Source organism: Bacillus cereus group sp. MYBKT14-1 (genome assembly GCF_051915185.1).
In the GTDB taxonomy this organism is placed as follows: Bacteria; Bacillota; Bacilli; order Bacillales; family Bacillaceae_G; genus Bacillus_A; species Bacillus_A cereus.
Genome location: NZ_JBQAEF010000023.1, coordinates 13,302 through 26,419, shown reverse-complemented (window position 1 = coordinate 26,419; position 13,118 = coordinate 13,302). Strand labels below are relative to the sequence as shown.

Sequence of the window (13,118 nt, the reverse complement as noted above, 5' to 3'; positions counted from 1 at the left end):
GGAGAAATTATGATGAAAGAAACACAGCAATGGACGTCGAAAATAGGCTTTGTACTCGCAGCAGCCGGAGCCGCAGTAGGTCTTGGTGCGATATGGAAATTTCCATATGTTGCAGGTAATGGCGGGGGAGGCGCATTCTTCCTTGTATTTTTACTATTAACTTTATTTATAGGTATGCCTCTTCTAATAGCGGAGTTTGTTATTGGACGTAGCACGCAAAAAGAGGCGGTTACAGCTTATAAAGTACTAGTGCCAAATAGCAAATTATATCCTTGGATTGGTCGTATGGGAGTTGTTACTTGTTTTAGTGTACTATCTTTTTATAGTGTTGTAGGTGGATGGATTTTACTTTATTTATATTATAGTGTGACAGGAAGTTTCTGGAATGGTGCAGCTGATTATGGACAATTGTTCGGTGAAACGATTTCAAATCCATTAAGTGCGATTGGAGCACAATTTATCTTTATGCTTTGTACGATTTTTGTTGTAAGTAAAGGTGTAGAGAAAGGTATAGAAAAGGCAAGTAAGTACATGATGCCGCTATTATTTATTTTATTTATTGCGATTATTGTTCGTGCGTTAACACTCGATGGTGCTTTTGCTGGAGTAGAGTTCTTCTTAAAACCAGATTTTTCAAAGCTTACAGCAGATACAATTTTATATGCGATGGGACAATCTTTCTTCTCGCTAACTGTAGGTGCCTCGGTAATGGTAACGTATAGTTCGTATTTAAAGAAAGAGGAACATTTAGCGAAATCGGCAACATCTATTGTAAGTTTAACTGTTTTTGTTACAGTACTTGCAGGATTAGCAATTTTCCCAGCGATTTTCGCATTAGGAGTTAAACCGACTGAAGGACCGGGATTACTGTTTATCGTCCTTCCAGCAGTATTTGCAAAAATACCATTTGGTCAATTTTTCTTTATTATGTTTTTAATTTTATTCTTCTTTGCGACTTTAACATCAGCAATTTCAATGCTTGAAATTGTAGTAGCATCTGTTGCGAAAGGTAATGAGAAGAAGCGTCCATCAGCATCATTATTAATTGGTATTCTTATTTTTGCAGTCGGTATTCCATCAGCGTTATCATTTGGGATTATGAGTGACGTGAAAATATTTGGGAAAACATTCTTTGATTTAGTCGACTTTTCAGTAAGTAACGTATTGCTACCGTTAGGGGTACTAGCTATTTCATTATTTGTACCAAATAAAATGAGTAAAGAATTGTTGATGAAAGAATTAGAAGTGACGGAAACGAAAGGGAAAACGTTATTTAACATTTGGTTCTTCTTACTTCGTTATGTTATTCCGGTAACTGTAATAATTGTATTTTTAAATGCGATAGGTGTATTTAAAATGTTTGCATAAAAAAAGGCGGGGATCTCCCGTCTTTTTTTATGTTGATGAATGTAATAGACGATTATACGCTTTATAGGCTGTGGTGACTGCGAGGAATGAACCGATTAAAAATAAAACTGAGCCGCCAAATGTAAATATCCGGCCAATATACGTTTCTCTAGCTTATTCTATTTTTTGTTGTAATTGCGTATTCATATGGATCACCTCGTAAAAACTATAGGCATTTAGTTATAGTCTATGTAGAATGCCTATATTGTGTGAAGTGTAAATAAAAAACCTCGGTAGGCACCGAGGTTTTTTATAATCCGATATAAGGAGATGGGTCCACTGCGTTTGTCTTGCCGACATTCCATTCTCCAAGATGAAGTTCGAAGTGTAAATGTTGTCCGTATGATTGGCCCGTATTCCCCATAAATCCAAGCTGATCGCCTTGTTTTACAGTTTGTCCATTCGATACAGAACGACTATTCATATGAGCATATACTGTCGTATATGTTTTTCCGTTTATACGGTGAGATAAATACACTACGTTTCCGTAACTAGATGATAATTCTGAGCGAATAACAACGCCATCTGCAGCAGCGATAATTGGAACCGTTCCCGAAGCAGCGATGTCAATTCCTTTATGGTTATCTAAAGAACGTACACCAAATCCGGAAGTTTTTGATCCAGCTGCTGGTTTGATAAAACCACCGATATTTGTATCATGTGGTGTTGGGGCCGCTTGAGCAGATTTAGTAGCTTGTTGTTTGCGAGCCTCTTCTGCTTGGCGGGCTTCTTCCGTTTTACGAGCTTCTTCCGCCCGTTTTTCTTCTTCAATTGCTTTTTGAACAGCTTGACGTTGATTTTCTAAAATGCCTTTGGATTCTTCTAAACCTTCAATCTCTGAATCTACTTTTGCTACTTTCGTATGTAGATCGTTAATAAGAGTTTGTTGCTGCTGTTGGTTATTTTGTAATTCTTGTTGTTTTTGTTCTAGTTTTTGTTCAGAGTCTTTCAGTTGTTGTTCTTTTTTCTCAACAGCCTCTTTTTCTGTCGTTACAGCATTTTGATCAGATGTTTGTTTTTTTACAATATCTGTATCGTTGTTTAATATTAAACTTACGGAGTACATATTATCAACAAGATCAGCAATGTTTGTAGAGTTTGTTAATACTTCTGTAATGATATTTGTACGCGGTTTTTCTTGCATAGATTGTAATCGTTGTTTAATAACTTCCTGACGTGTATCTATGTTTGTTTGTAATTGTTCTATATGTTTCTTTTTGTCAGTAATTACTTGTTGTGTTTTGCTAATTTCTTTTTTTGTATCGTTTAATTCAGTCTCATTTTTATTAATGGACGTAGTTAATTCATCAATTTTCTTCTGTAATTCTTGAATTTCTTTTTCTATTTGTTCTTTCTCGACTGATTTATTTTGTAAGTCACTTTGTTTGCCTTCTAATTCAGATTGAATGTTAGATAATTTATCTTGATTCGTTTCAGCGTATACGGGTGAAAGTAACGGGGAAGCAAAAATCGTTCCTGCTGCTAAAACACTAAACGCTGCAAATTTCTTTTTCATTGTTGTCTGACTCCTTTCCCTATGAATGTTATATATCATAAGAAGAAGGGTGTCTATCGTTGTAATCATAATGTAAAGAAAATTTTATAAAATTGCTAAGTTTTGTCGGAATTTATCATTTTTCAACTGTAATTGTCATAGTGCTTACATTTTATTCATATGTGTAACAAAGGTATATTTTGGAATTCTCCTGTAAAATGAAGGAGGAAAGTAATCGTTTTTATGAGGTGAAATATTACTTGGAAAGCTAATAAAACACTAGTGAGGAATCGTTCTCATGTGAGGTTTTCTGACATGGGTCTACTTTTTGTCAAGAAAATTATTTGCGTTCGGGCAAAGTTATTTTGTTGTCAGATTTAAATTTTTGATTTATGATTTTTAACAGGGACAAAATGTAGTGAATTGTCGAATAATATGTAATACTCTTAATTTCTTAGTTTTATAGAGATAGAATGAGAGATAGAGTGACACATCGAAGAGGGGGTTACAACAAATATGAAAAGAATAGGACTAGCATGGCAAATATTAATAGGACTTGCGCTTGGTATTGCGGTTGGGGCGATTTTCTTTGGCAATCCAGCAGTGGTGAGTTATTTACAACCAATTGGTGATATTTTCATCCGATTAATTAAAATGATCGTTGTGCCAATTGTTGTAGCAAGTATTGTTGTTGGGGTTGCTGGTGTTGGCGATGTTAAAAAACTAGGTCGACTAGGCGGAAAAACAATTATTTACTTTGAAATCATTACAACAATTGCAATTATTGTCGGTCTATTAATAGCGAATATTTTCCAACCAGGAAAAGGCGTAAATATGGAGCAGTTAACAAAGACAGATATTTCGAAATATACACATACGACAGAGCAAGTACAAAGTCATTCATTTGCAGATACATTTGTAAATATTGTTCCAACGAACATTATGAAGTCGTTAGCTGACGGAGATATGCTAGCTATTATCTTCTTCTCTGTACTATTTGGTTTAGGTGTAGCAGCAATTGGTGAAAGAGGAAGACCAGTTCTTCAATTTTTCCAAGGTGTAGCTGACGCAATGTTTTACGTAACAAACCAAGTTATGAAATTTGCGCCATTTGGTGTATTTGCACTAATTGGTGTTACAGTTTCTACATTTGGTCTTGCTTCATTAATTCCATTAGGGAAATTACTAATTGTCGTATATGGAGCAATGATCTTCTTCGTCGTAGTTGTCTTAGGACTTACAGCGAAAATATTTGGAATTAACATTTTCCAATTCTTTAAGATTTTAAAAGACGAGCTGATTTTAGCGTATTCTACAGCAAGCTCAGAAACAGTTTTACCAAAAATCATGGAGAAAATGGAGAAATTCGGTTGTCCGAAAGCAATTACATCTTTCGTTATTCCGACAGGTTATTCATTTAACTTAGATGGATCAACTTTATATCAAGCAATTGCGGCTATTTTCTTAGCGCAAATGTACGGTATTGATTTATCTATTACACAACAAATTACATTGTTGCTTGTATTAATGGTTACATCAAAAGGGATCGCAGGTGTACCGGGCGTATCATTCGTTGTATTATTAGCGACACTTGGTACAGTAGGTATTCCACCTGAAGGCTTAGCGTTCATTGCTGGTATTGACCGTATTTTAGATATGGCTCGTACAGCAGTTAACGTTGTAGGAAACTCTTTAGCAGCTGTAGTTATGTCTAAGTGGGAAGGTCAATATGACGCTGAAAAAGGACAAGCTTATTTAAAAGAGATTTCTGAAAAGGGTCAAGCGGCTTAATTATAATATGAACAAGCTCTCACATAATATGTGGGAGCTTTTCTGTATATAGAAGAGGAGCAGACATAATGAAACGAAAATATGGTGACGGTTCTTCGTGGAAGAGACTAATAGAAAAGAGTTATACGGTTAAGCAAGTGGAAGAGGGAATGCTCGGAATACTGGATATAAAAAAGGTGAGAGAGCCTAGTTGTAAAGAATATGATGGTGAAGAACTTTGTATTGCAGCAGATCAGTATACGTGGATTCAATATTTCATAGACGGGAAAAACTTTGCGATTACCGCTATGTTAGATGATCAGAAAAAATTAGTGCAATATTATATCGATGTGGCGAAAGAATATAAAATAGACGATCGTGGTTTACCGTATTTTGATGATTTATATTTAGATGTAGTATTATTATCTAGCGGTAAGGTGTATGTATTAGATGAAGAGGAGCTAGAGGATGCTTATAAAAGTGGTGATGTCACGAAGGAAGAGTATGAGCTAGCTTGGCACACTACGAAATGGATATTAGCAACAATAAAAAATAGTGAATTTTATTGGATTTCAATATTGGAAGAAGAAATCGAAAAGTTAAAATGATTGTTGTATTCAAATTTTTGTATAATTACCAAAAAAATCTATACAAAAAATAATTGACTTTTGTTTTGTAAGCGAGTAAAGTTAGGGAAGAAATTATTATTAAAAAATAAATATGAAACCTTCTTATAAAGAGAGGCGGAGGGACTGGCCCTACGATGCCTCGGCAGCGGACTCGATTTCAGAGTGCTGTGCCAAATCCAGCAAGCGTGTGCTTGAAAGATGAGAAGAGTGTTTCTTATAGATGTATAAGACCTCTTCTCATCGGAAGAGGTCTTTTGTTATTCATTAGAAAAAGGTTGAAACTAGGGAGAGATGGTACTTTGACAGAAACGAGAGGAAATGGTTTAGCTTTATTACCACTTGGGATATTTTTGGCGCTATTTATTGGTTCTGGAATTATTACAGGTGATTTCTATAAATTGCCGATACTTGTAGCGATTTCAATTGCTGTAGGAGTCGCTTTAGTGATGAATCGTAAAGAAAGTTTTAATGTGAAAGTAGAGCGGTTCGCTAAAGGTGCAGGAAATCCGGATATTATGATTATGGTATTAATTTTTGTGCTTGCAGGTGCGTTTTCTGAAACTGCTAAAGGAATGGGCGGAGTAGACTCAACTGTTAATTTAGCGTTAACTATTTTACCGCCAGGATTTATCGTAGCTGGAATCTTTGTTATTGGTGCATTTATTTCATTAGCGATGGGAACTTCAATGGGAACAATTGCAGCATTAGCGCCGATTGCTGTAGGTATTAGTGGTCAAACTGATATCTCAATTGCGCTTGCAATGGCTACTGTTGTTGGCGGAGCGATGTTTGGTGATAATTTATCATTTATTTCAGATACAACAATCGCAGCTGTTCGTTCACAAGGAACAGAAATGAAAGATAAGTTTAAAACGAACTTTTTAATTGTGTTACCAGCGGCTATTATTACAATTGTACTATTAGTAATAGTTACTTCAGGAAGTGACACGCAGATTAAAGCACATAACTTTGATTGGATAAAGATTTTACCGTACGCAGGAGTACTTATTACAGCGCTACTTGGCTGGAATGTACTTATTGTATTAACTGGTGGAACTGTACTATCTGGTGTTATCGGCCTTATAGATGGAAGTTACACGTTAGAAAGTTTCTTTAAAAGTGTAACGACTGGAATGGGCGGTATGATGGAGTTAGTATTACTTGCTATATTAATTGGCGGTATGGTTGAATTAATCCAATATAATGGTGGTATTCAATATTTAATGAATGTATTAACACGTAATATTCGTTCGAAAAAAGGAGCGGAATTTGGTATTGCTGGTTTAGTGAGTATGACGAATATGTGTACAGCGAATAATACGATTTCAATTATCTTTACAGGCCCGCTTGCAAAAAATATTGCAGATCAATATGAAATAGATCCTCGTAAATCAGCGAGTGTATTAGATCTTTTCTCATGTTGTGTGCAAGGATTAATTCCGTACGGTGCCCAAATGTTAACGGCAGCAGGATTTGCAGCGTTATCTCCGGTTGAATTGTTGCCATATGCATTTTATCCAATCTTAGTTGGAGTATGTGGGATTGTTTCTATTTTAATTGGGTTTCCAAGGTTTTCGAAAGTAGCTGAGAAAAAAGAGTATCATAAAACAGCTTAATTTAATATGAATGTTAGTAATTAAAAAACGTGCAGAGAATAGACTCTGCACGTTTTTTTGCGTAAAGGGCTGAATATGACTCGGTCTTAAGTCTGAGTTAAAAACGGTTCTTAAGCTCGTTATGGAAAGATGAAAAAATAGTTAAGATAAGAGTATCAAATCGAAGGGAGGCAAGCACAAGATGAAACAATTTCTAGCGTTTATCGCAGCCGGTATTTTGGCTTTAATTGCTCTTGGTAGTCTTGCTGGTATTGTAGGATTCGCAATCGGAGCAGGAGTTGTATATTGGAGCTATAAATCATTTGTGCGAGCTAAATCATTTTTTGGAAAGTTAGCTTGGGGTATTGTTGGTTTAATCGGTTTATCCATTGCACTTTCTCATTCGCCAGCATTAATCGGTATCGCTGCTTTAGTGGTTTTATACTACGGATACCGTGAGTGGAAAAAAGAAAAAGATGTAGTTGTTGAATCTGCTCCAGAAAGTTCTAAACCATATAGTAACTTTGAAGATGAGTGGAACAAATTAATGAAAAACTAAAACAATAAATCAAATTATAAATAAAGTAGAAGAGAGGAAGATTTATAATGAAACAATCTTTATTCGGACGTGTACGCGATGCAATTTTAGCTGATTTTCATAACGTGTTAGATGAGAAGGAAAGAAAAAATCCAATTGCGATGTTAAACCAATATTTACGTGATAGTGAGCGTGAAATAACAAAAATTGAGAAGTTAATTGAGCGTCATAAAACATTAAAATCTAATTTTGCTCGTGAGCTTGAGCAAGCACGTTATTTCGTTAATAAAAGATCAAAGCAAGCTATCATTGCTCAAGAAGCAGACGAATTACAATTGCACGAACGTGCGTTAGAAGAGGTAGCTTATTATGAAGGGCAAGTAACTCGATTAGAAGAAATGTATGCAGGTGTTGTAGAGCAAATTGATGAGTTAGAGCGTCGTCTTTCTGAAATGAAAAATAAATTAAAAGAAATGCACGCAAAGCGCATGGAACTAATGGCACGTGAAAATATGGCACATGCAAATCGTCGTATGAATACTGCGATGCATAAAATGGATGAAAATAATCCGTTCTTACGATTTGAAGAGATTGAAGATCATATTCGTGACTTAGAAACTCGTATGAATGAAGAGCATGAGCGTGACACGTTTGATATGAAAATTGCAAAACTTGAGCGTGAAATGAAAGAAAAGAATGATGTATCGTTAACGAAAGAGTTAACAAAATAATAGTAGTATATTATAAAACAGGCTTATGATATAGTGATAGGAGAAAAGGTGTTGGAAAGCAATGCCTTTTCTTCTATGTATATGTGACAAGAAGGGGGGAGCTGAAATGAAGAAACATTTTTCAAAGACACAATTAATGGGGATGCTCCTCATCATATTTGGATTCGGTCTTTTTCTTGATATGATACTTGGACATTTTGAACCAGGTGGTCTCATTTTTGCATTTATTATGCTTATGTTTGGAAGGCATTATCGTAAAAAGAATCGTTATGTACGGGGAAATGTATTTTTATTTGTTGGTGGTATCGTATTTTTATTTTTCTTATTTTCATCAGCAGCATTTGTTCTTGTCGTATTTGCTTGTTTAGCTTTAATTGGTTATCAATTGATTCAACAAGGGCATCAGCAAAAAGCAATGAAGGTTGAAATTAAAGAAAAAGGGATTATAGACGAAGAGAAGCAAATATATCGTACAGAAACATATTTGAAAAATATGTTTGTAGGCAATGTACGAATGATGGATCATATTTATGAACTTGAGGATATTAATGTTCAATATGGTGCTTGTGATGTGGAAATAGATTTAACAACTGCTATGATTCCAGAAGGGGAAACGGTAATTGTTATTCGGGGTGTCGTTGGTAATATTCGTTTATATGTGCCATATGATATTGAACTTTCTTTAAATCATTCTGTTATTGTCGGACGTGTGCTCTTGCCAGGTCATGAAGAGACAGGGTTTAACCGCAATGTTACATTTAGAACAGAGCAGTATAAAGAGGCTCCTCGTCGTATTAAAATTATTTCTTCGCTTGTCGTAGGCGACACGGAAGTGAGGAAAGTATAATGAAGAAACAAAAAAATATTTCGTGGATGTATATTCGTTATTCTATGTTGTCCTCAGTTAGTATCGCACTCATTTGTACAATTGTATATGTATGGAAAAGCGAGCAACAAGTGTATGATTTATTATGGAAGGAATCCATCGCTTCTGTTCCAATTGGCTTGTTTATTATGACTACAAGTTTACTTATCGGGGGAATTGTAGGATATGCAATCGGTTATTATATAGAGCAGCGTATACAAGGATTAAATACTTTTCTATTTGAAGTAGAGCGAGGGAATTTTCCGAGCGATGTTTCGTTTACTGCAGATGATGAATTTCATGAAGTGGAACGAAAAGTAATCGTTCTGGCTCGTCGATTAGAGGAGCAAGCTGGACTCTTTCAAAAAGTAACGAATGAACGAGCTCATTGGAATGAAGAGATGAGACAAGAAGCGATTTCTCAAGAAAGGCATCGTTTAGCAAGGGAGTTGCATGATTCAGTAAGTCAGCAGCTTTTCGCAATGTCTATGATGATGTCAGCGATTAATGAACAAATAACTGAATTTCCAGATGTGACAAAAAAACAATTGCAACTTGTTGAAAATATGGTTGTAAATGCTCAATCAGAAATGAGAGCATTGCTCCTTCATTTACGTCCTGTACAATTGGAAGGTAAGAAACTGACAGAAGGTATAGAGGAATTATTAACGGAATTATCGCGAAAACAACATATGAAAATTGAATGGCTTATTGAGCCAATAGAATTAAAAAAAGGTGTAGAAGATCATTTATTCCGTATTGTGCAAGAAGCGCTATCAAACACGTTGCGACACGCGAAGGCAAAGAAAACAGAAGTGCGCCTTCGAAAAATTGATCAATATGCGATTTTAAAAATCATTGATGACGGCGTTGGGTTTGAAGTAGGGGTTAATAAGGCTGGTTCATATGGTCTAAGATCGATGCAAGAGCGTGTTCATGAAATTGGTGGGACACTTAAGGTACTTAGTTTCCCGGCCAAAGGTACACAAATAGAAGTAAAAGTACCGATCATGATTGAGAGAGGGGGAGAAGTATGATAAAAGTATTGCTTGTCGATGATCATGAAATGGTTCGTATGGGTGTATCGGCATATTTATCTACACAGCCAGATATTGAAGTAGTAGGGGAAGCTGAGAATGGAAGAAAAGGATCAGAATTAGCATTGCAATTAAGGCCGGATATTATTTTAATGGACCTTGTTATGGATGAGATGGATGGTGTCGAAGCAACACGTGCTATTATTCAAGAATGGCCAGAAGCAAAAATTGTAGTTGTAACAAGCTTTTTAGATGACGAAAAATTGTATCCTGTTATTGAGGCTGGGGCGACCAGTTACTTATTAAAAACATCAAGAGCAAGTGATATTGCTGATGCTGTAAGAGCTACTTATGATGGAGAAACAGTATTAGAGCCGAAAGTTACCGGGAAAATGATGTCCCGTATGCGTCAAAAGAAAGAGCAACCTTTGCATGATGATTTAACGGAAAGAGAGTTTGAGATTTTGTTATTAATTGCAGAGGGAAAAAGTAATCAAGAGATTGCGGACGAGTTATTTATTGCACTGAAAACGGTAAAGACACATGTGAGTAATATATTAAATAAATTGAATGTAAGTGACCGTACTCAGGCGGTTATTTATGCATTTAGGCATCAATTAACGAAGTGATAAAGTGAAACTTTAATCAGTGGGGAGGTTGTTCCTCTCCTACTGATTATCAGCCCTCACCAATCGGGCTTTTACGGGCAGTTAATGCGGGATAAAGTAAAACTTTAATTGGTGGGGAATTCCTCGCTGATTATTGGCTCGATACAATATAGATTTGGCGTTAAAACAATTGAATGTTTTTATTGACGATAAAAAATGTAAGCGTTATCATTGAGGTGTTAACAGTACATATAAAGGGGAGAATGTATATGTTAGTTCAAACTATATTCGGAATGGATAAGTCTAAAAAATTAGGGGATTATGTGAACGCATTACAAGCGCTTTGTGAACAATATAATGTTGAAACAGATAAAATTGCGATTATTGAGGCAACAGAGGAATACTATTTATTTTTAGTAAAGCAAGAAGAGCGCTATGATGTTGTCAAGGTAGAAACAGTTGATACAAATATTGAATATTATACGAAGGCTTATAAAATAAGCAGTTTTAATCATGCTGCGTATCAAATGTAAAAAAACTCCCTTTTGGGAGTTTTTTTAGGAGGCTTTTACTTCGTGAGATTCGGTTACTAATGGAACTTTTTTCGTACCGCTTAACCTAGCCGTTGCAAGACCAATAAGACCTCCTACTAATGCTGGTATTAGCCAGCCGATTCCTTCATTATATAAAGGGATAAATTCAAAATATGGTGTGATAAATGAAACTGAAATACCACCTTGTTTTAATCCATCAAATACGCTCACTACAGCTGCTCCAATTAAAGCACCTACATAAACAGAGCGATATCCACCGAAGTATTTATGAAGTAATGATAGTAGTACGAGTACAATCGCAATTGGATACACAACAAGTAGAATTGGAACAGAGATTGCGATAATTTTCGTTAAACCTAAGTTGGCAACTAGTAATCCTAATGCGCAAATGATACTCGCGAACGTTTTGTATGAAAATGTAGTCAATAATGTTGAAAAATATTGGCTGCACGCAGATACGAGTCCAACGCATGTCGTTAAACAAGCGAGTGTAACGATAAGAGATAATAGGAGCAAACCGTATGGACCGAATAATTGTTGTACGATAACAGTAAGTAGCTGTCCGCCATTTTTTGCATATCCGAGCGAGACGCTAGTTGCCCCAAGCCAGCCGAGTGCACCGTATACAAGTACGAGCCCTGTAGCGGCAATAAGCCCTGCTTTTGCTGTGGCGATGGCAATGGAATTACGATCATTCACACCTTTAGAGCGAATTGCATTTACAACGATAATTCCGAATGCAAGTGCTGAAATAGTGTCCATTGTTAAGTAGCCTTCCATAAAGCCTTTGAAGATTGGAGAAGTTTGATACTCTTGCATCGCTGGTCCTGATTGCCCAAGTGGTGTAAATACACTTTTAACAAATAATAAGAAAATAGAGAGTAATAAAATAGGTGTTAATACATTTCCAATACGATCAACAAGTTTAGATGGATTCAAACTCAGCCAAAATACGATAGTAAAGAAGATGATTGTATATACAAATAGCACTAGGCTGCTAGAGCGGATTGTTTCTGGCAAGAAAGAACTAACCCCCATTTCATAAGCGACATTTGCAACACGTGGGATGCCCATGGATGGACCGATGGCAATGTATACAACTACTGTAAAGAAAATTCCGAATAATGGATGGACATGACTTGCAAGTTGCTGCATTCCATTTCCTGATAGAGAAATTGCGATAACAGTAAGTAGTGGTAAGCCAACTCCTGTTAGTAAAAATCCAATCATTGCTGGCCAAAAGTTTTCACCTGCGTTTTGCCCAAGCATGGGAGGGAAAATTAAATTACCTGCCCCAAAAAATAAAGAAAATAGCATAAGACCCGTGAAAAAAATATGTTTTTTTGATACAGTGTTCATTGTTTTTCCTCCTTTTTCATTCATTTGTAAGAACACAAAAAACTCGTCCCTAAAGAAAGGGACGAGTTATATTTACCCGCGATACCACCCTAATTTACACATGTAGAAATAAATCTATATGTATACGGCTTTGCAACGTACAACATGATACGTGTTCCTTGTAACGGGGGACGGCCGGTAAGAACTTACTGTAACATTCGGTTCTACTTCTCGGAGATGATTTTCGGTTACGCACTGAACGTTGGCTTTCAGCAAATCGCCAACTCTCTGGGGAACAGTTCTATAACGTACTCGTTCTCGTCAATGAATTTTTATTCAAGTATTCTGACAGTATTGTTGCATGTTTTTTTTAGAAAGTCAATATGTTTTTTGGAAGATATATTTATATATGGAAATATCGAAAGTGATATTCGTTGTTGCAAAAGGAATAATGAATTGTAAAATAGGAGTAAAAATTTGCGGAGAATTGTAAAATTTATAGAGAAAGTTGATATTTATAGGAGTAAAGAAGGGATTGTTTGAATTTACAG

12 protein-coding genes, 1 riboswitch and 1 other annotated feature are annotated in these 13,118 nt (G+C 35.9%); of the genes, 10 read left to right on the top strand and 2 right to left on the bottom strand.

Annotated elements, in window-relative coordinates; genetic code table 11:
- The first annotated feature begins 12 nt into the window (after positions 1–12).
- Positions 13–1,368, top strand: coding sequence for a sodium-dependent transporter (locus ACTFO4_RS28020; RefSeq protein ID WP_000665430.1), 1,356 nt, complete (start codon positions 13–15; stop codon positions 1,366–1,368).
- A gap of 289 nt (positions 1,369–1,657) precedes the next feature.
- Here ACTFO4_RS28020 and ACTFO4_RS28015 read toward each other — a convergent pair whose 3' ends face one another.
- Entirely contained in the window at positions 1,658–2,923 is a 1,266-nt protein-coding gene (locus ACTFO4_RS28015; RefSeq protein ID WP_078421009.1) for a murein hydrolase activator EnvC family protein, read from the bottom strand.
- A 495-nt stretch (positions 2,924–3,418) separates the two neighbouring features.
- On the opposite strand from ACTFO4_RS28015, the gene gltP reads away from it, so the two are divergent.
- The 9 genes from gltP to ACTFO4_RS27970 all read left to right on the top strand — a co-directional run bounded on the left by gltP (position 3,419) and on the right by ACTFO4_RS27970 (position 11,208).
- Positions 3,419–4,693, top strand: a complete 1,275-nt coding sequence (gene gltP / locus ACTFO4_RS28010; RefSeq protein WP_000821134.1) for a glutamate/aspartate:proton symporter GltP — start codon at positions 3,419–3,421, stop codon at positions 4,691–4,693.
- A gap of 68 nt (positions 4,694–4,761) precedes the next feature.
- Entirely contained in the window at positions 4,762–5,280 is a 519-nt protein-coding gene (locus tag ACTFO4_RS28005; RefSeq protein WP_000824664.1) for a DUF402 domain-containing protein, read from the top strand.
- A 120-nt stretch (positions 5,281–5,400) separates the two neighbouring features.
- Positions 5,401–5,506, top strand: a riboswitch (SAM riboswitch).
- A gap of 94 nt (positions 5,507–5,600) precedes the next feature.
- Positions 5,601–6,917 carry a Na+/H+ antiporter NhaC family protein gene (locus tag ACTFO4_RS28000; protein ID WP_061456965.1) on the top strand — a complete coding sequence of 439 codons (1,317 nt, stop codon included), beginning with the start codon at positions 5,601–5,603 and terminating at the stop codon, positions 6,915–6,917.
- A 181-nt stretch (positions 6,918–7,098) separates the two neighbouring features.
- Positions 7,099–7,455, top strand: coding sequence for a lmo0954 family membrane protein (locus ACTFO4_RS27995; protein ID WP_000808640.1), 357 nt, complete (start codon positions 7,099–7,101; stop codon positions 7,453–7,455).
- A 47-nt stretch (positions 7,456–7,502) separates the two neighbouring features.
- Positions 7,503–8,165: a PspA/IM30 family protein gene (locus tag ACTFO4_RS27990; protein ID WP_000814124.1), complete on the top strand. Its 663-nt coding sequence runs from the start codon at positions 7,503–7,505 to the stop codon at positions 8,163–8,165.
- 106 nt (positions 8,166–8,271) lie between these two features.
- Positions 8,272–9,012 (top strand): cell wall-active antibiotics response protein LiaF, encoded by a 741-nt coding sequence (liaF, locus tag ACTFO4_RS27985; protein ID WP_000716095.1) that lies wholly within the window; start codon positions 8,272–8,274, stop codon positions 9,010–9,012.
- Positions 9,012–10,067 carry a sensor histidine kinase gene (locus tag ACTFO4_RS27980; protein ID WP_000744326.1) on the top strand — a complete coding sequence of 352 codons (1,056 nt, stop codon included), beginning with the start codon at positions 9,012–9,014 and terminating at the stop codon, positions 10,065–10,067. The genes liaF and ACTFO4_RS27980 overlap by 1 nt, the downstream gene beginning before the upstream one ends.
- Positions 10,064–10,696, top strand: coding sequence for a response regulator (locus ACTFO4_RS27975; protein WP_000598707.1), 633 nt, complete (start codon positions 10,064–10,066; stop codon positions 10,694–10,696). The genes ACTFO4_RS27980 and ACTFO4_RS27975 overlap by 4 nt, the downstream gene beginning before the upstream one ends.
- A gap of 173 nt (positions 10,697–10,869) precedes the next feature.
- Positions 10,870–11,208 carry a DUF3922 domain-containing protein gene (locus ACTFO4_RS27970; RefSeq protein ID WP_004404042.1) on the top strand — a complete coding sequence of 113 codons (339 nt, stop codon included), beginning with the start codon at positions 10,870–10,872 and terminating at the stop codon, positions 11,206–11,208.
- A 24-nt stretch (positions 11,209–11,232) separates the two neighbouring features.
- Here the strand turns inward: ACTFO4_RS27970 and brnQ3 are convergent, their stop codons facing one another.
- A complete protein-coding gene (brnQ3, locus tag ACTFO4_RS27965; RefSeq protein WP_061456966.1) occupies positions 11,233–12,588 on the bottom strand; it encodes a branched-chain amino acid transport system II carrier protein BrnQ3 in 1,356 nt (451 codons plus the stop codon).
- Between the two features lie 54 nt (positions 12,589–12,642).
- Positions 12,643–12,901 (bottom strand) — a binding site (T-box leader).
- Between the last annotated feature and the right edge of the window lie 217 nt (positions 12,902–13,118).